The following is a 17,497-nucleotide window of genomic DNA, read 5'->3' as shown; positions in this document are numbered from 1 at the left end:
TAAGTGTAAATTCAAGAAAAATGTGAAAAATATGACAAACGAAGATTTTGCAAAAAAGATAAAGGACATTAGAACTAGACAGAATATGTCTATTGAAGAGTTATCTGAAAGAAGTGGCGTAAAGCAGGAAGTTCTTGAAGCCATGGAAGCTGGTGAAGTAATTCCATCACTTACTCCATTGACAAAAATGGCGAGGGCTCTCGGAGTAAGGTTAGGTACATTTCTGGACGATACTCCTGAACTTGGGCCTGTTATAACTCGAGGCGGAAAAACCGAAAACTCACTTTATTTCTCCGGAAGGGAAGACGTAACCAACGCAACCAACCTTCAATTCCATTCATTAGGTGCAGGTAAAATAGACAGAAACATAGACCCTTTCCTAATCGACATTGAATTTGAACCTGGAGAAAAGGAATTGTCCTCTCACGAAGGAGAAGAATTCATTTATGTTTTAGAAGGCGAAATTGAGGTAATCTATGGAAAAGACACTTTCACAATCGGTGAAGGAGATACAATCTTTTACGACTCCGCAGTACCTCATCACTTACATGCAAGTGGAGAAAAGGCAGCTAAAATATTAGCAGTACTTTACACACCTTACTGAGGTAGATAAAATGAATAAAATAACTTTAAAACCAAAAACAGATAGATTTTACACAGATTCTTTGAATTTTCACTTAAACACATTGCAATTGGGATTGCATTTATGATTTGCATTTTGGTTTAGTTATTTTATGATTTAATTAATTAGGAGTGAAAGCATGTCTGAATTATTTACAGAATTACCATTAGGAAAATTTTTCGAATCAATGGTTGAAAAACAACCAGATCATGAATTTATCGTTTATCCGGATAGAAACTTAAGATTTACATATAAAGAATTTGATGAAAGAGTAGACAACCTGGCAAAAGGAATGCTTGCCATTGGGATTGAAAAAGGTGACCATGTTGGAATATGGGCAAAGAATGTGCCTGAATGGCTTACTTACATGTTTGCAACAGCAAAAATAGGCGCAACCATAGTCACTGTCAATACAGCTTACCAGTCCCATGAACTTGAATATGTCCTGAAGCAGTCTGACATGAAGGCATTGGCAATGACCGATGCATTCAGGGATACAAGTTATTTCGACATCATAAATGAGCTTGTACCTGAGCTTAAGAATTGTGCAAGAGGAAATCTTGTCAGCGAAAAGTTCCCTCATTTGAAGTTCATTTTCCATGTAGGTCAGGAAAAACACAGGGGAATGTACAACACAAATGAATTGCTTCTGCTCGGTATGAACTATGATGATGACGAATACCAGAAGATAAAGGATTCCGTTACACAGCATGACGTAATCAATATGCAGTACACATCAGGAACTGAAGGTTTTCCTAAAGGTGTGATGCTCACTTCAAGAAACATAGTAAATGACGGATTCTACATTGGAGAGAATATGAACTATACTGCAGATGACAGATTGCTCCTGCAGGTGCCTCTGTTCCACTGTTTCGGAACCGTTTTAGGTGTAATGGCGGTCATAACCCACGGATCAACAATGGTTGTTTTGGAGGAATATGACCCATTGCTTGCAATATCATCAATTCAAAAGGAAAAGTGCACATCAATCTATGGTGTTCCAACAATGTTTATCGGTATGATGAATCATCCAATGTTTGACATGTTCGATATGAGCTCACTTCGTACCGGAATCATGGCAGGTTCAACCTGTCCTGTCGAAACCATGAAGGATGCAATTGAAAAAATGAACATGAAGGAAATTACCAGTGTATACGGACTTACTGAAGCGGCTCCTGGTTTCACACAGACAAATGCTGCCGATTCATTCGAGAAAAAAATCAATACAGTAGGAAGAAAATTCCCTAACATCGAAGTAAAGATTGTTGATCCTGAAACCGGTGAAGAAGTTGGCGTAGGTGAACCTGGAGAAATCATGTGCAGAGGTTTCAACGTAATGAAAGGTTACTACAACATGCCTGAAAAGACTGCCGAAACCATTGAACCGGATGGATGGCTGCACTCAGGAGACCTTGCAACAGTTGATGAAGACGGATACTATTCCATTGTTGGCCGTATTAAGGACATGATTATTAGGGGTGGAGAAAACATCTACCCAAGAGAAATTGAAGAGTTCCTGTTTACCCACGAATGTGTTCAGGATGTTCAGGTGGCAGGAATTCCCGATGAGAAATACGGTGAAATCGTAGGAGCATTCATAATCAAGGATGAATTCCCGCTTACCACCAGTGGAAAAATCCAAAAATACAAACTGGGTGATCTGGGTCTTAAACTGTTGGATGAAAGACGTGAAAGAGGAGAGCTATAGCTCTCTTTAATTGTTTTTTTTTAAAATCTTATTTTCTTTTTGTTGTGTAATATTTATAATTGTTGTCTTATTTTTTAAAATTCACTCCAAAAAACGAAAAATATTTATATTAATTCAATATATAAATTAAACTGCACAATAAAAATGGGTATAACTTAACCACACCATTATATCTAGTAAAGGAAACGTGACTCTATACGAATTTATCAATTTTCAGGAGTTGATAATCATGACCCAATACAAAACAACCGCTGCGAGAAGAGTGGTGTTCTAATCATATTTACCGTTGTTTAATCTGTAGTTCATTTGTTTGTTCATTTATTTCACCTTTGATGATTAAGCAACTATTATTAATTGACAGTAGTCGTTTAAACATATTCTTGTATTTCACATTATATCATTGTTTAACTCCTATTTGACTTTTTGTTAAGCGGCTACTGCATTTTTTCAAAATTATTAAATGATTGTGTCTTTAAGATGAATTCGTATGCTTTTTGTCAGTATTCGAATCATTTTTAAGATGCTTTAAGATGTAGTCATGGCTATGCTGTCTGGCATGGCGATTGGAATCAGGGGATTTTCCGGATATTTTAGGAATTTCTACCGTATGAACTTTAAAACCATTACCATTGAGGAAAAAATATGAACGTATCCAGAAAAATTAATGTAAATGTAGCTAAGACTGTTGAAAGGGCTGTAGGCGGAAATGATGATTTTCATTTCTATGTTGATGAACTGACAGCCGATGACTGCATGCCTACTTATGAGGGTAAGGCAGATGAAAAATATACTTTTGAAAGTATGGATGACGCTTTCTTTGATTACCTGAATCGAAAGATTAAGGAAAACGGAATCTATATTAGATTGATTCTAGCAACAGGTGAGAACACGCCGGACGGTGCGGTGTTTACACTTGAATGTGGGGATACTACAAAAACTTTTGCAACCGACAGTTCCAATGTTTTGGTGTTCGAATTTGCGGATTTCGGAATCCGGCTTCGAAACGGCGAGGTGACATTGGGCACAACTGTTGGGGGAGGATGTGACCATACTCCTTACTTCGCCGAATTCGGTTCGGATAAGGGAAATGAGGAGTTTCTGTCGGCAGATAATCCTTTAAACAAATTCGTTGTGGATTTGTTGTTGGATTTGATTGTTTTGGATGAATGACGGTTCATCCAAATTGATTTGTGAGGTTTGAATGAAGGTTAGTTTGGCTAAATTTAGTAATGAAATCGCAGATTTTCTGACACATGAGACATTGAAAGCAATTGACTATGGAATTTTGGACCTGCATAAGGTTGATGATAGAGAACTCAGGGAGGTTTTCCGATTTTTGGAGGAGCTTCTGACAGTGGAATTGGAAGTTAACTATTTGGAAAATGATACTGGAATATTTAGGGTATCCAAAAGGGGATGCTTCTGGTATTATAAACAGGAAAAGCGCATTATCAAAGCGAACTCATTGGATGAACTCAAAAAAAGTGTCATCCTTGAAAATCGCATTTGGTATGTCTTTGATGAGGATTTAGCTAAAGGATGGAGGTTATGAATTGAAGGATTTGCTGTTCCTGATTGGTTATTTGGCAATTTGCCTTGCTTTTGGAAGCATATTGATTTAAGGAGGTATACTATGAATATTATTGATTTGGGGGCTATAGACAAGTTGGTCAAAAGAAATTCAAATCTTTTGACTGCATTTAAAGTAATAGATGAAGTTGAAAACGATGTTGTAGTAGGGAATATCAAAAGCAATATTGTCGAGTTTGACGTTTGCAATGTAATTTCCCGAAACAACATTATAGATATAGTATCGGAAAATGGCGCAATTCCAATTTCATACTATTTCACAGACAGGCACTCCAGAAAGGATCTGGATGAAATTTTGGCAGAAATCAGAAAATTCTGCTATGAATCGGGGATTAATTATGTTGACTAGCGATAAATGCAGAAGACATGCATGAAATCGAATGAAACTGTGGGCTGTCGGAGATTTTTTTTCATCTCCTATTTTTTGTCGCCGGCAGCCTCTGTGTTTTGTTGGACGGCATCATTTCCCAATTTGGAATTTAAAATAGGGAAATTTTGTCTGATAACATAACCTTTTTATTTAATTTTAAACATATATTATGTAAATGATGAATGAAGTTATCCTTTCACGATTAGATGAACTTGTTGGGGAGTACGATACCCCCTACTTCAAATATCTTCTCTACTCTTACGATTTGAGTCTCCATGATTGTGAGATAATAGTCTCAAAAATAAGAAATGACATTTCACAGGATGTCATATCAGGTGATGATAATCTGGTGGAGCTGTTGGAAGAGTATTTCAGGGGAATGTGCCTTGAAAAGGAGAAAAGATACAAGGTGGAGTATCTCAATTATCTAATTGATGCGGAAAGTGAATTTTACAGGAAATATCTGGCAAGATATGATGTTTCGCCCAAGGACCTGGATATCATATATTCAAAGGTGGAAACCCTGATTAATGAGGACAACATCAGTGATTTTGAAATAAAACGCTGTCTTGAATATTATTTTTCCAATGCCATTAAGCAGGATTCCTATATCAGAAGCCTGGAGATGATCGTTGGCAGAAATTACGATGCGCTGATGGTTGAAAAGGTCAAAAAGGAAAATCCGAATATATATGACAGGGACATTATTCAAATTGCCAATGAATTGTATGCGGAGATTCTGGACGGCAAAAACTTCAAAAGCATCAAAAATGCATTTTTCGATAAAGTCATGCGCAAATCAGAAGCCAAAAAAGCAGAAGCAATTTCCAAATGGGAAAGCTTGGTTTTGGGCAATGGAGATTCATTCAATAAGCTGCTTGAAAACAAGCATCTGACAATCAGTGACGGAGAAGCGATAAACAGGAATGTCAGGGCAATGATACTGAACGGATTGATTTGTGCAGATAGGATTAACGGTTCATTTTTAACTAAGCTATGCATCAATTACAACAGTGAGTAGGTATGAGAATAAACAGCGTTTTTTCTTTTCTTGAAACCAAATTTGAGGATTTGCATGATTTGTGCATAGTCATGGAAAAGTTCATTGTCCTTAAGGATTATGCTCTTGCCATAGCAGTTGCAAAAGTCATCCTTGATTTGTTTTCTAAAAAAACCGCTCAAAAACTTTATTTTACAATAGATGTTTTCAACGATTCGGATTTGCATTTCACCATTTCCGATGCACGCAATGTCCACAGGCAGATTTTTGACATAATCTATGAAAACTACTTCAACTCCCGAGAAGAATTTCTGAGGGTATATTATGACTTTGATTTGGCTTTCATGGGTGATGATGTAAAAATAACCGATGATGAGTTGTTTCTGTTTTTGAACAATCTGAAGGTCGATTCTATTTCTTCAAAACTTTTGGGCAGTGATGAGGGAGGCTTTGTATTTGTCGATGATTTGCCTTCAGAGGAAAAAACAATAGCATTGGAGCTAATAAAGAGCAATATGAATAAGTTTATCCGGGACCAGATTCTGTCATTGGCACTGGTTGACAGCGAAGGAAATGACTTGACCCGCAAACTGAACTTTGAAGCTCAAATAAGACAAAACTACTGTAGAATAAAAGAGATACCTGCTGAAATCAAGTTGGACAACTATCAAAAGGATGCTGTAGAATATGACGGCGACAGGCCATTGGTCATTAATGCAGGTCCTGGTGCCGGAAAGACAAGCGTGATAATTGAGAGGGTCCTCCATCTTCTTGAAAGCGAAAAGCCGTCATCCATTCTGGTCATCACATTCACGAACAAGGCTGCCGATGAGCTTAAGGAGCGTTTCAAAAAGGATACCAAGCTGGATTTGAACGTCATAAATCAGATGAGGATAAGTACTATCCACAGCTATTGCCGGTCAGTCTTATCGGATTTTTCACAAATCCCTTACAATCTGCTTAAAAGGGACTCGGAAAGAAACTTGTTTTTCAACAAGCACAGGGAAGAGTTGGGATTCACAGGAGAGGCATTTTTGAGAAGCTACGAGTCTCTGCATGCATTGAAAAAATATGAGGAATATGCCCTTTTTGAAGTTGATACGGAATCCCTTCTTGACCATGTCAGGACCAATTTCAAGGTAAGCGATGAATATATGCAATGGATTGACAGCTATTTTGCTGAAAACAGTCAGGCCCCTTCCAAAAAGGAGATAAGATACAGGGGATTTGATGAGGATTTGTACAATGCACGCTTTCAGCAAATTGTGGAATCGTATCCTCGCTGGATTGAGCTGATGGAAAGAGAACATGTATGTGACCAGAACTATCTGCTGATAAAGGCGCTGGAGCTTTTAAGAGATGAAGACAATCTGGCCAGTGTAGAATATAAAAACATCCTGATTGACGAGTTTCAGGACACTGATGCGATTCAGATGCAGATATTTGAAAGGCTTCAAAGCATAGCTCATACATTTGCTGTTGTAGGGGATGCAGACCAGAGCATATACTCATTTCGAGGCGCAAACCCTAAATTCTTCACGGATTATGCAAACGGCGATGAATTCGAAAGCAAGATTCTGGTCAATAACTACCGTTCAAGCTCTGACATCGTGGAGTTCAATGAAAGGTATATAGAGTCAAAAAGGCAAACCCAAAAGAATCTCAAGGCCAAAAATTCCTACAAGATGCCGGTTTATCTTCTTGAAAGCAGGGATGATACAGAAGAATACCGATCTATTGCATACATCATTAAAAATCTGATGATCAACAAAAAAATCAAGAAGTTCAGTGATGTTGCAGTACTCTTCCGCTCCCACAGGGACAAGAAGGAAATCCTTGATGTATTCGATAGGGAAGGTATTCCATACTATCTCAAGGGAATAGATGATTTAATTTATCAGGATGAGACAAAGGCGATTCTGGCTCTTTTCTGGTATGTGCTGCCATTCAATCCTACACTTATTGCACGATATGGTGACCGTGGGCACTGGATTAATCTGCTTTCATTCACAGACAGATATTACAATTCCTCAAAGATTTTCAAGCTGTCCTATAAGACAATGCAGATTCTTGAAGAGATAGAATTCAAGTATCACCAGAATGTCGTGAATTATGCCCGCAACTATGAGTCCCTGGTTGAAAACGCCAAGTCAAACTCATTTATGGACGTTGCAAGGGACTATTCCGATGAGGTATTGGATGACATATTCAAAAAGACAAATAAGATGGATATTTCAACTTTCTCAAGAAATCAGCTTAAGGCCATAGGCATCACTGATGAGCATGATCTGGACTTCTTTTCAGGTCTCAATGAACTGAAGGCCGAAATCTTTGACATGGACACCGATTACTCTAAAAAGCCAACTTCTCTTGATGTGTTCTACAGGCTTTTGAACAGCACAGGCTTTTTGGAGGAGCTGTCTTCAAGAAATGATTTCGAAGCGAGAAAGGCTTCGCTGAACCTTGCACTGATATCCGGAATAATATCTGACTATGAAAACATCATGGGAAAGCATGACATTATCGGCCTTTTCAACTATCTTCACAGATCACTGAAGCATTACAGCTGTCCGATCAATGAATATGAAGACAACACAGAAAAGGTTCACATCATGACGGTTCATAAGGCAAAAGGACTTGAATATCCCGTAGTAATCACTGCATCTCTAAAGGAAAACAAGTTCCCTATAGTATTCAGGGACAGCAGGGGTGACGACCTTGACCGTCCAAGCTATCCGACTCCAAACAAGTTTCTCAAGTATAAGATGAGCGAGGAGGATGAAATCAAAGCTCTGAATCATGAGGAGGAACGTATTGTTTATGTTGCAAACACCAGAGCTGAAGAGCTGCTTATTCTTTCATGCGTACAATCAAGATTGAATGCACCTGTTCCAAAAGTGTTGAGAGATTTTGAGGATGATTTTGGTGAAATAAGAAGAATAGAGCCTGATGATACTGAAAAGCTTAAGAAGGTAACTTCCCACATGCATCGCGAATCGAACATGTTCCGGCAGCTTGAATTTGAGGATATCCTTGATGATTACCTTTACTGTCCATTGAAGTATAATCTGGAAAATAACCTGAAATATCAAAACCCGAAAAACATCAACAAGTTCATTAACTCCAAACTTCGTGTTCTGCTCAACACAATCCACAATCCAAAGCTTGCCAAAGACTGGAGCAGGGAAGATATTCATAATCTGGTAAGCGAAGTTGTAAAGTCATACGGCTTTGCATCCAGTTCAATGAAAAATGAATTGAAGAATCTTTTTGACCATATTGCCGACTATTGGCTGGATTATGGTGAGGACTATGAAATTGTCGACTACAGCCGTCCGGTAACCCTGGAAGTGGATGGCTATGATGTCAACGGAATGGTTGATTTGATAGTCAGGGAAAATGAAACTTCGGTAAATCTCATCCATTTCATAAGGTCTCGGGATGAAATCAGAAACTATCACTATTTCTATATGGAAACTTTGGCATATTATGCATATGCGCTGCTTGAAAATGAAGACCTTGAGATAAATTCACTGATTCTCCATGTCCTTGACGAAAACAAGCAGTACGAAATGGCATTTGACGAATCAGGAAAATTCATTTTCGATTATCTCTCAAGCGTCATAAGCCATATTGAAAATGAGGATTATCCTAAGCATGAAATAAACTGCAAGAACTGTGAATATAGTGGCGTTACCTGCACGTTTGAAAGCAATTTCTACTAAAGATATTTATCTTATGCTATCTAAATTAATTACTGATGAGCTTGAAAAAACTGCCCTGTGAATTGGAAATATGCAAAAGGAATGACAGGATAAGGTTTGCTGTCGGCGATGTCGAAACTGGATGGATAAGTCCTGACGATACATTCGTGGAAAGAATATCCGATGACAATATCAATCCATTTTATAGGATTAATCATTTGACACGAGAAATTGAAATCAAAAATACTTTGGATAAGGCCGTTGAACTGTTGAATGCAGAAAAATTTTCAAAATCAATCGCATACCTTGATGAGGTCTTATATTATGATGATTCATATCCTGAAGCCCTGATTAATAAATCACATGCTCTTTTCGGCGAAGGACACTTCGTCAAGTCATTGCGTTTTTATAAAAAGGCTATAAAATCAGGATTTCCACAGGATATTGAATACCACCGACTGCTTTTAAGGAAATCCTCCGAAGAAAGAGACAGTTTTCCAAAAATCAAGAGAAACATCTATGCGGGAGATGAAGCTGTAGCCAAGGGCGAGTTTGAAAGAGCTCTGGAATTTTATGAAAATGCATTGAAAAATCCGTCTAAATTCAAAAACAAAATTCTCTTCAAGCTTCTTAATAAAAGGGGTTTTGTTTTAATTAAACTTGAACGTTTTAAGGAAGCTTTGGCGACATTTGATGAATCGATTGAGAGTCATAAAAACGACGTTGCGATTTTTGCCAGAGGATACTGCAAATATGAATTGGGTTGGGACTGTCGTGATGATTTAAGAATGGCGATTGAAATAGATAAAAGGCAACTGTTCTGCAAGGCTATGATTTTCAATAAGATTGAAGATTATAAGGATGGGTTGAATGCATTCAATGAGTTTTTGAACAATCATTTTCGCATGGATTCAAGTTTTAAATCAGCTATTGAAGGAAAAGCCGTTGCATTGGAAAATTTAAATATGGATTCCGCTTTCGAAAGACAAATCCTCTCGCAGATTGTACTGTGAGGTAACATATTAGTAACAAAATATTTATTAACATATTAATAACTAATAATTAAATGAAACAAGTTAATAAATAGAAGGTGTTATTATAGATGATGAAACATTGAAGATATTTGCACGTGTAAATATCTCTTCATACAGGAACAAGACAGTAAAATCCCTTCAAAATGATGTAAAGACTCCAACAGAAATATCAAAAGCAACTGGGATTCGAAGAAATCACATGTCAAATGTTTTAAGAGATTTAAAAGAGACAGGCATTGTGGAATGTATTAATGAAGAGGTAAAACGTGGAAGGCTTTACAGGCTCACTCCTCTTGGAGAGGAAATAGCCGAAAACCTGAAAGATTAGAAAAGCAGATAATTTCAATCAAGTTGCTTTAACGTGTATTAATTATTTGTTTTCTGAAATTTAAACCGCAATTCTCTATTTTTCTGTAAAATTCCTCTTTTTCAGCATTGATTTCAAGATTGACTTCATAGTTTTCGCCCTTTGATGTAATTTCAAGCTTTTCAAAATCCTTTTCAAAGATGACGATAAGTTTGTTCAGTTCATCTTTTTTTATTAAACCCTCAATTTCAAGTTTTGAATCTTTGCAAGCTATTTTTCTGTCATTACACTCATCGTTGCTTTCGTTTTCAAGGTATTGGCTTAAAAACATGTTGCATGACACGATATTTGAAAAATAATAGTTGCCAGTAATCTGATTTTTAATTATGAGTTCATTTTCCAAAAGCAGCGCCATTTTAAAGTCCAGTTCATCTTTATTTCTAAAATGGGTACTGAGATCTTCTCTTGAAAATTCGGCACCAAAACCATATGTGTCAATCAGCATGTCCAAATCCGCTGCAAGGTTTTTCAGTTTCTCATCTTCCATGAATATAGATAGATTTTAGTACATTAAAAACATACTTATTATCATGAAATTCTCAGGTTTCATGAATGTATACCAGCTGGATGACATGAGTTGGGAATATCAGTTCGGTGAAAAGTCACTTAAGGCCAATACTCTGAAGGAATTGGAGGTTCTTGTTAGTCTTTATGGATTGAAATGGTCAAAAATCGATAAGGATTTGGCAAACAAATCAATCGAAAGAGACAAGTTGAATCAGACAGGATTCCTGAATGTCTACATCAAGCCGACACCGACAGGTTATGTTTGGTGTTACAGGGGAAGCGACTTGACTTCATCAAGCATTGAAGTTTTGAAAAAGAAGATTATAAGCCATGGCCTTGAATGGAAGGTGACTGATGAGGAGCTTGCAAACAGGTCATTCGGGCTTGATTTGAAAAAGTTCGGAGAACTGCTGTTCTGGTGAGGATTCTGATTGAAAAGGAATTTTGAATTTGCCAGTTCTTTATGGGATTTTTAAAACTTGAAATTAGAGAATTTTGCTAAAAGGGAGTTGAAAACTTTGAATAGAAAAACAAAGATTTTAATGGCAGTGCTTGCAGTTTTTGTTGTTGGCGTTACATTGGGTGTTGCCTTTGCAGAGCCTGTGAATGCAAAAACATTCAAGACATCTTCAGGTTATGAATGGGAAATCAAAAACAGCACATGGAACAACATGCAAAAACAGGCAGTCAATCAATATGATCATATGAAGGAAGTTGGAAGTAGCTATCCAGGTTATTCCGATAGTTTGAATGTTACAGTGATGAAAGATGGTCAATCATTTCAGGGCATTGCATTTGCAGTCAAAAATGGCAATGAAACCAGATGTGAAGTCAGAGGAGTTCTTCCAGATGGGGAACGCTTAAACGGCTACTGAGCTATGTGAATAGAATTTTTTATGAGATATGCTTTAGATGGTTTGATTAAAATGTCTGTCTGAAATGGTGTTTTAATCATTCTTTAATTTTACATTAAAAATAAAAAAAGTAGGAGTGTTTAAACTCCACTTGCAGTAACGATGGTCATGTTTTCTGTGTATATCGGTGTTGTGGATTTTGCAGAGTCAACTACTTTCACTTCCGCTTTGGCAGGCTTGTTTTGATTGAAGTAATGTCCTTCAAATTTGTATGTTTTGCCGCTGTCCGGATTTAAATCATTCCATGCAATTGTTGAGTCTATAATCTTGTTTTGGCTGTCATAGTAATTGACAGTAACTTCCAGGTAATCGAAATTGGTTCCTACAAAGATATCTCCTGAAACTGAACCATTATAGTAACCGTATCCACCATCATTAATGTTTTGTGTGATGTTTCCAACTTGAACTGAATTTTCTGCATTCATCTGATAGAATGCTCCACCTCCAATCAGCAGTCCAAAAATCAGCACGACTGTCAAAATTGGAATGGCCCATAATTTTTTGTTTTTGCAGTGATATCCTTTAAAGTAAAGCGCCAATATTCCTGCTATTATGAAAATCACTGCAGATATTTCACCGAATCTTGCGATGAACATGAAAATCAGTGCACCAGTTGCGATGAATTCGACAGTAGCAATCAGAGGTTCGTCCATCTTTTCCATTAGAAATATTCCAATCAGACCTCCGACGATTCCAACTCCCATGGCCATCAGGATGTCGTTCCATCCCATAATCATTGGTGTGCCTAATCCTTCAGCAATCGAAACGACAATACCTACAATTGCGAGAATCATAGGTAATTTTGTTACAAATTCGTTTTTATTGTTTTCCTGTTTTTCCTTAACTGGATTATCATTGAGTGCAAATCCACAGCCATCGCAGAATTCGGCATCATCCTTTAGTTCTTTTCCACATTTTCTACAATATTGTACCATGATATTCCTCCCTGTTGGTAATTTGCATTTTACAAACCTTAAATATTGTGATTATATGATTGATAGTTTGTGATAATTTGCATTAAAAGTCATGTTTAATATATGGGTTCGAATAGAATGTATATTATATGTTATAATGTTGGTATTATAACTTTTTAAAATATTTAATATTGGAGATGCATTTTAATGAATAAAAAACATGTTATAATTGTGGTATTGAGCATAATAGTTGTTGTTTTGTGTTTAGGAATTGCATACACTTTGCTTGATGAAAAAACGGAATATATTACTGTGAATGTTGTTGAAAATGGGACTTCTATGGAAATACCTACTGATATGGTCGTCAAGTCCAATAATAGTGACAGTGGCATAATAGTTCTTGAAAGCGAGAATACGATTATAATATTATTCAATAGTGCTGATAAAGGCATTCCACAAATATTGGCCTTTTCGGAAATTAAAAATCCGATTTTTGGAAATGAATTTTCAGGAAATGTCACTTTAAATGATCCTACAGTGGCGGGATGTAGTTTAAAAGGTGAATGCAATGCGGTATTTGTTGGAAATAATGAAACACATGATAATATAATTGTCATCAGTAAAAATAAGGATGTTGTAAACCATATCATCAACAGCATCAGGTGGGGTGCCAAAGTTGATGCTGATGTAAGTGGAGATAATGCTGCTGTTGATGCTGCCCCCTCCGCTTTTGCCTATAAAGCCGATGGAACTCCTATGTATAGTCAGTCTGAAGTGGATAATTATATGAAAAACAAATATGGTTTGGTAAATTATCATGTTGGAGAAAATGGATACATAGACATGGATGAACCTGGATTTGATGATGCAGGAAACAGGATTAATGAAAGTAAATAGGAAGATGTAAGGCTATCTATTTTGTCTTATTTTAATGTTTAGGTGTCATAGCCGACACTTTAACTTTTTATAGTTATCTATTGAGATAATTAAACATGACATTAAAAGATAATCTTCCAAAAATTGCCCTCGGCGCTTGGGCATGGGGCAATGATGGAACTTTCGGAAACGAACATAAACTTGAAGATTTAAAGCCAATCTATGATAAGTCAATGGAATTGGGATTAAACCTCTGGGATACAGCATATGTCTATGGTATGGGGAAATCTGAAGAGGTTTTAGGAGAATTCCTAAAGACTTCCAACCGTGAGGATTTTGTAATTTCAACCAAATTCACACCTCAGCTTGCCGAAATGTTTGAGGCAAATGAGGTAACATCAATGTATGAAAACAGCGCAAAAATATTGGACGTTGAAGACATTGACATTTTCTGGATTCACAATCCCGTCGGAGCACCGGAATGGACTAAAAAATTGGTTGAAACCGCAAAAGAGCATGACATTAAAATGATTGGTGTTTCAAACCATAATCTCGCAGAAATCAAAGAGGCAAATGAGATTTTAAAAGAGGCAGGCTTGAAGCTCGGAGCAGTTCAAAACCATTACAGTCTACTAAACCGTTCATCTGAAGATTCAGGAATTCTTGAGTACTGTAAAGAGAATGATATAATCTTTTTCTCATACATGGTTTTAGAGCAGGGTGCTTTATCCGGCAAATATGATACTGCACATCCTTTCCCTGAAGGATCAGACAGGGCAAATGCTTATGGTGGAAGCTTAGCTGAAATTGAGGAGCTGAATAAAGCTATTGCAGATATTGCAGAAAAACATGATGCAAAAGTTGCACAGTTGCCGATTGCATGGGCAATAGCCAAAGGAACACTTCCAATTGTCGGAGCAACAAAGGTTCACCACGTTGAGGATGCAGCTGATGCAGTAAACATAGAATTAAGTGATGATGAAATTAAAACAATGGAAGAATTGGCATAAAGCCAATGTTAATACAATAAGAATTTGGGAAAAGGAAATGAAATAAATTCTTTTCCTTACTTTTTTTTATCTGGATTTTATATATTGTGGCATTTTTGCCACTATAACATATTAAAATAGTGATGAACAAATAATTTTTCATGGCCCTTGAAGAAAAATTGTATGGAAATCAATTTGAAAGAAACATTGTGGGCAGTGCAATTAAATCAATCAGCAATAAATGGACATTTTATATTTTGAAGGATTTGTTTTTGGGAAAAAAGCGTTTTACACAATTTCAGGAAAATCGTCCAAATCTGGACAATAAATCTCTTGCAAGATGCCTTAAGTCAATGGAAAACAATAATTTGATTGAAAAAAGGATTCAAGATCATGAAACTGAATATTTCTTAACTTCAAAAGGCATGAAACTAAATAGGGTATTGTATGAATTGATTATTTTTGCTTTGGATACTCATGAGGGCGATTTTTACACAAATGAAGAGATTATGTTCATTAAGGAGATTTATATTGATATTCTTGACTTATGATTGGTGATAATATGTTGGATAAAAAAATTGTTTTGGTGCTGATTTTCATTGTAGCAATGTTGAGTATTTCTGCAGCCAATGCATATGAAAACACGGATAATTCAACTGATGTTGTTGTTAATAATGAATCGATAGATGACAGTGCGCAGATATTCAATGAGTCAAATGTTGTTTCAAATGAAAGTGCTCAAACGGAATTGACCAAAAACAACTCAGTCGAATCTAAATCGATTTCGCTGTCTGCTTCAAAATTATCAACTACATATGAATCTGGCAAATATTTCAATGTAAAAGCAATAGACAGCAAAACTAAAAAACCTGTACCTAATGTTAAACTTATTTTAAAAGTATATTCTGGTAAAAAATATAAAAAAATCCCTGTAACGACTGATTTCAGGGGAATTGCAAAATATTATGCATCTAATTTAGGCATTGGCAGTCATAAAGTGACAATAAATGTTAAGGATTCTAAAAAGTTTTCATCGAAGATATCATACAGTTCGATTAAAATTTCAAGAGCCAAACTAACAATTTCAGCTCCAAAAATCACAGGATATTATAAGGAATCTAAAAGATACAATATTGCTATTAAAAACAGGGAATCCAAAAAACCGATGAAAAATATTAAAGTAATAATAAAGGTTTTCACTGGTAAAAAATATAAGAAGTACTTCTTGAAAACGGATAAAAAAGGGATTGTGAGTTTCAATATGAAATCATTGCCTAAAGGCAAGCATAATGTTGTTATTAATATTAAATCAACCTCTAAGGTTCAATCGGCTGTTAAAAAAACATATATTAAAACTATTGCTCGTTCAAATGTAATAAAACTTAAAGTCAATAATCATGTTTTAAATGTGAAATTGGAAGATAATTCCGCAGCAAAGGCACTGATGAACAAGCTAAAAATGGGTGATGTTACAGTTCATGCTGAAGATTATGGAGGTTTTGAAAAAGTGGGGAATTTGGGTTTTTCACTTCCGAGAAGCGACAAATTCATAACCACATCAGCAGGCGATATTGTGCTTTATGAGGGTGATGAGATATCAATATTTTATAATTCAAATTCATGGTCTTATACAAAACTGGGCAAGGTAGACAATATTAAAGATTTGAAGAAAATTTTGGGAACTGGTGATGTAAAATTGGTTTTAAGTTTAAAATAACAAGTATTTGGGTGATATGGTGTCTTTCATTAAAAAAATTTGTTTTATAATCATATTTAGTTTAATTGCTTGCACAGCGGTTAATGGGGATGATAGTATGGATGATTTAGTTAAAGTCAAAATCAATGATGAGGTATTTGATGTTAAATTGGAAAACAATTCCGCCACACAGGAATTGATTAAAGAACTGAAAAAAGGAAACATCACAGTTAATGCATCTGAATATGGCGGTTTTGAAAAAGTGGGAGAGTTAGGCTTTTCACTCCCAACAAGTGATGAAAACATTAATACCAGTCCTGGGGATATTGTATTGTATCAGGCAGATAAAATATCCTTGTTTTATGGTTCCCATTCATGGAGCTATACAAAGCTGGGTAAAATAGATAATATTGACTCCAATAAACTAAAGGAAGTTCTGGGATCCGATAATGTTACATTGGAGTTCAGTTTAAAATGATTATGGATTATATTAAAAAATATAAACATGGTGATAATGTTTTTTTTTCCAAAAAGTGATAAGGAAAATCATGAATTAAGGGAAGTAAAATCGGCTTGATTCATATTATCCGTTGTCGATTTGTGATGGTGTAAATGCGTTAATGAATCCCGCTATATTTATGCCTTGATTTGTTATGGCATTTTTTTGCAGTTGAGTTCGAAGCTAAATCCATGCAACTGTTTAGATTATGCTGTCTGCAATTTCTTTTAAATCTATTTTTCCAACATCTACTTTTTTTAGGATTTACAGGTTTTTTTTGCCAAAGGCGAATTCTCCAAAAGTAGGATTGTTTTTTTCGCCATTATTGTCCTTATGGATTCTTAAGAGTAATTTGCATATTGCATCCTCTGTCAGTTCTTGTGTTTTCGAATCAATATTTTTTTGAGGAAATTGCTGTAGATGTCCTCACTGTCTGTTTTTAAATCTGCATTGCCGTTAAGGCTTTTAACAGGGTTGCTGATTGATTTCGGGTCATTAATGTCATATGTCAATTTGTTTTGTTTGTATTTTTTGATATTTCATCGCCAATTTCTACGATATTCCGGTGAAATGAGTCATGATTGGGGGGGGTGTTTTCATCTGAAACATTATAATTTATATTTATATGGGCATGTAAGTAGTTTTTAGAATGTAAGTGCTTACTTACATCTTCAATTTCAATATAACCTTCATAAGAATGGTAATAA

19 protein-coding genes are annotated in these 17,497 nt (G+C 36.0%); 16 read left to right on the top strand and 3 right to left on the bottom strand.

All coding sequences use genetic code 11. From position 1 onward, the window contains the following. Positions 1–31 precede the first annotated feature (31 nt). The 9 genes from QZV68_RS07690 (at position 32) to QZV68_RS07650 (ending at position 10,356) form a co-directional block, all read left to right on the top strand. On the top strand, positions 32–604 hold the full coding sequence (locus QZV68_RS07690; RefSeq protein WP_296880178.1) for a helix-turn-helix domain-containing protein: 573 nt from the start codon (positions 32–34) through the stop codon (positions 602–604). A gap of 157 nt (positions 605–761) precedes the next feature. Continuing rightward, a complete protein-coding gene (locus QZV68_RS07685; protein ID WP_296880176.1) occupies positions 762–2,330 on the top strand; it encodes an AMP-binding protein in 1,569 nt (522 codons plus the stop codon). A 642-nt stretch (positions 2,331–2,972) separates the two neighbouring features. Continuing rightward, positions 2,973–3,500, top strand: coding sequence for a hypothetical protein (locus QZV68_RS07680; RefSeq protein ID WP_296880174.1), 528 nt, complete (start codon positions 2,973–2,975; stop codon positions 3,498–3,500). A gap of 31 nt (positions 3,501–3,531) precedes the next feature. Next, positions 3,532–3,882, top strand: coding sequence for a hypothetical protein (locus QZV68_RS07675; RefSeq protein ID WP_296880172.1), 351 nt, complete (start codon positions 3,532–3,534; stop codon positions 3,880–3,882). A gap of 81 nt (positions 3,883–3,963) precedes the next feature. After that, complete coding sequence (locus QZV68_RS07670) at positions 3,964–4,269, top strand: hypothetical protein (RefSeq protein WP_296880165.1); 306 nt, start codon at positions 3,964–3,966, stop codon at positions 4,267–4,269. A 196-nt stretch (positions 4,270–4,465) separates the two neighbouring features. After that, positions 4,466–5,311: a hypothetical protein gene (locus tag QZV68_RS07665; protein ID WP_296880163.1), complete on the top strand. Its 846-nt coding sequence runs from the start codon at positions 4,466–4,468 to the stop codon at positions 5,309–5,311. Between the two features lie 2 nt (positions 5,312–5,313). Further along, the gene (locus QZV68_RS07660; RefSeq protein ID WP_296880161.1) at positions 5,314–9,015 is read left to right on the top strand and encodes a UvrD-helicase domain-containing protein; all 3,702 of its coding nucleotides are present in this window, start codon (positions 5,314–5,316) and stop codon (positions 9,013–9,015) included. Between the two features lie 35 nt (positions 9,016–9,050). Next, on the top strand, positions 9,051–10,007 hold the full coding sequence (locus QZV68_RS07655) for a tetratricopeptide repeat protein (RefSeq protein ID WP_296880159.1): 957 nt from the start codon (positions 9,051–9,053) through the stop codon (positions 10,005–10,007). Between the two features lie 100 nt (positions 10,008–10,107). After that, positions 10,108–10,356, top strand: coding sequence for a winged helix-turn-helix domain-containing protein (locus QZV68_RS07650; RefSeq protein ID WP_296880157.1), 249 nt, complete (start codon positions 10,108–10,110; stop codon positions 10,354–10,356). Positions 10,357–10,384: 28 nt separating this feature from the next. Here QZV68_RS07650 and QZV68_RS07645 read toward each other — a convergent pair whose 3' ends face one another. Then, positions 10,385–10,882 (bottom strand): hypothetical protein, encoded by a 498-nt coding sequence (locus QZV68_RS07645; RefSeq protein ID WP_296880154.1) that lies wholly within the window; start codon positions 10,880–10,882, stop codon positions 10,385–10,387. A 43-nt stretch (positions 10,883–10,925) separates the two neighbouring features. Here QZV68_RS07645 and QZV68_RS07640 point away from each other — a divergent pair, with 43 nt between their 5' ends. Continuing rightward, on the top strand, positions 10,926–11,324 hold the full coding sequence (locus QZV68_RS07640; protein WP_296880152.1) for a hypothetical protein: 399 nt from the start codon (positions 10,926–10,928) through the stop codon (positions 11,322–11,324). A gap of 96 nt (positions 11,325–11,420) precedes the next feature. Next, positions 11,421–11,777, top strand: a complete 357-nt coding sequence (locus QZV68_RS07635; protein WP_296880151.1) for a hypothetical protein — start codon at positions 11,421–11,423, stop codon at positions 11,775–11,777. A 119-nt stretch (positions 11,778–11,896) separates the two neighbouring features. On the opposite strand, the gene QZV68_RS07630 is transcribed toward QZV68_RS07635, so the two are convergent. Continuing rightward, the gene (locus tag QZV68_RS07630) at positions 11,897–12,751 is read right to left on the bottom strand and encodes a zinc-ribbon domain-containing protein (RefSeq protein WP_296880149.1); all 855 of its coding nucleotides are present in this window, start codon (positions 12,749–12,751) and stop codon (positions 11,897–11,899) included. Between the two features lie 186 nt (positions 12,752–12,937). Between QZV68_RS07630 and QZV68_RS07625 the strand changes: the two genes are divergently transcribed. The 5 genes from QZV68_RS07625 (at position 12,938) to QZV68_RS07605 (ending at position 16,769) form a co-directional block, all read left to right on the top strand. Next, a complete protein-coding gene (locus QZV68_RS07625; protein WP_296880147.1) occupies positions 12,938–13,627 on the top strand; it encodes a hypothetical protein in 690 nt (229 codons plus the stop codon). A 95-nt stretch (positions 13,628–13,722) separates the two neighbouring features. Further along, positions 13,723–14,616, top strand: a complete 894-nt coding sequence (locus QZV68_RS07620; RefSeq protein ID WP_296880145.1) for an aldo/keto reductase — start codon at positions 13,723–13,725, stop codon at positions 14,614–14,616. A gap of 140 nt (positions 14,617–14,756) precedes the next feature. After that, positions 14,757–15,146, top strand: a complete 390-nt coding sequence (locus tag QZV68_RS07615; RefSeq protein WP_296880143.1) for a helix-turn-helix domain-containing protein — start codon at positions 14,757–14,759, stop codon at positions 15,144–15,146. An 11-nt stretch (positions 15,147–15,157) separates the two neighbouring features. Beyond that, a complete protein-coding gene (locus tag QZV68_RS07610; RefSeq protein WP_296880141.1) occupies positions 15,158–16,312 on the top strand; it encodes a cyclophilin-like fold protein in 1,155 nt (384 codons plus the stop codon). A 97-nt stretch (positions 16,313–16,409) separates the two neighbouring features. After that, positions 16,410–16,769, top strand: coding sequence for a cyclophilin-like fold protein (locus tag QZV68_RS07605; RefSeq protein ID WP_296880139.1), 360 nt, complete (start codon positions 16,410–16,412; stop codon positions 16,767–16,769). Between the two features lie 392 nt (positions 16,770–17,161). On the opposite strand, the gene QZV68_RS07600 is transcribed toward QZV68_RS07605, so the two are convergent. Continuing rightward, positions 17,162–17,302, bottom strand: coding sequence for a hypothetical protein (locus tag QZV68_RS07600; RefSeq protein WP_296880136.1), 141 nt, complete (start codon positions 17,300–17,302; stop codon positions 17,162–17,164). Positions 17,303–17,497 lie beyond the last annotated feature (195 nt).

It is taken from the genome of uncultured Methanobrevibacter sp., assembly GCF_902801725.1.
Classification (GTDB): domain Archaea; phylum Methanobacteriota; class Methanobacteria; order Methanobacteriales; family Methanobacteriaceae; genus Methanocatella.
The sequence above is the reverse complement of the archived record's forward strand: the minus strand, read 5'-3'. Positions and strand labels throughout refer to the sequence as shown.

What these genes read in the sequence shown, in the direction of transcription:
- QZV68_RS07685 (WP_296880176.1), top strand. Translation starts at nt 762, where the DNA reads ATGTCTGAATTATTTACAGAATTACCATTAGGAAAATTTTTCGAATCA.
- QZV68_RS07615 (WP_296880143.1), top strand. Translation starts at nt 14,757, where the DNA reads ATGGCCCTTGAAGAAAAATTGTATGGAAATCAATTTGAAAGAAACATT.
- QZV68_RS07640 (WP_296880152.1), top strand. Translation starts at nt 10,926, where the DNA reads ATGAAATTCTCAGGTTTCATGAATGTATACCAGCTGGATGACATGAGT.
- QZV68_RS07610 (WP_296880141.1), top strand. Translation starts at nt 15,158, where the DNA reads ATGTTGGATAAAAAAATTGTTTTGGTGCTGATTTTCATTGTAGCAATG.
- QZV68_RS07620 (WP_296880145.1), top strand. Translation starts at nt 13,723, where the DNA reads ATGACATTAAAAGATAATCTTCCAAAAATTGCCCTCGGCGCTTGGGCA.
- QZV68_RS07680 (WP_296880174.1), top strand. Translation starts at nt 2,973, where the DNA reads ATGAACGTATCCAGAAAAATTAATGTAAATGTAGCTAAGACTGTTGAA.
- QZV68_RS07665 (WP_296880163.1), top strand. Translation starts at nt 4,466, where the DNA reads ATGATGAATGAAGTTATCCTTTCACGATTAGATGAACTTGTTGGGGAG.
- QZV68_RS07675 (WP_296880172.1), top strand. Translation starts at nt 3,532, where the DNA reads ATGAAGGTTAGTTTGGCTAAATTTAGTAATGAAATCGCAGATTTTCTG.
- QZV68_RS07630 (WP_296880149.1), bottom strand. Translation starts at nt 12,751, where the DNA reads ATGGTACAATATTGTAGAAAATGTGGAAAAGAACTAAAGGATGATGCC.
- QZV68_RS07670 (WP_296880165.1), top strand. Translation starts at nt 3,964, where the DNA reads ATGAATATTATTGATTTGGGGGCTATAGACAAGTTGGTCAAAAGAAAT.
- QZV68_RS07690 (WP_296880178.1), top strand. Translation starts at nt 32, where the DNA reads ATGACAAACGAAGATTTTGCAAAAAAGATAAAGGACATTAGAACTAGA.
- QZV68_RS07655 (WP_296880159.1), top strand. Translation starts at nt 9,051, where the DNA reads ATGAGCTTGAAAAAACTGCCCTGTGAATTGGAAATATGCAAAAGGAAT.
- QZV68_RS07605 (WP_296880139.1), top strand. Translation starts at nt 16,410, where the DNA reads ATGGATGATTTAGTTAAAGTCAAAATCAATGATGAGGTATTTGATGTT.
- QZV68_RS07645 (WP_296880154.1), bottom strand. Translation starts at nt 10,882, where the DNA reads ATGGAAGATGAGAAACTGAAAAACCTTGCAGCGGATTTGGACATGCTG.
- QZV68_RS07660 (WP_296880161.1), top strand. Translation starts at nt 5,314, where the DNA reads ATGAGAATAAACAGCGTTTTTTCTTTTCTTGAAACCAAATTTGAGGAT.
- QZV68_RS07625 (WP_296880147.1), top strand. Translation starts at nt 12,938, where the DNA reads ATGAATAAAAAACATGTTATAATTGTGGTATTGAGCATAATAGTTGTT.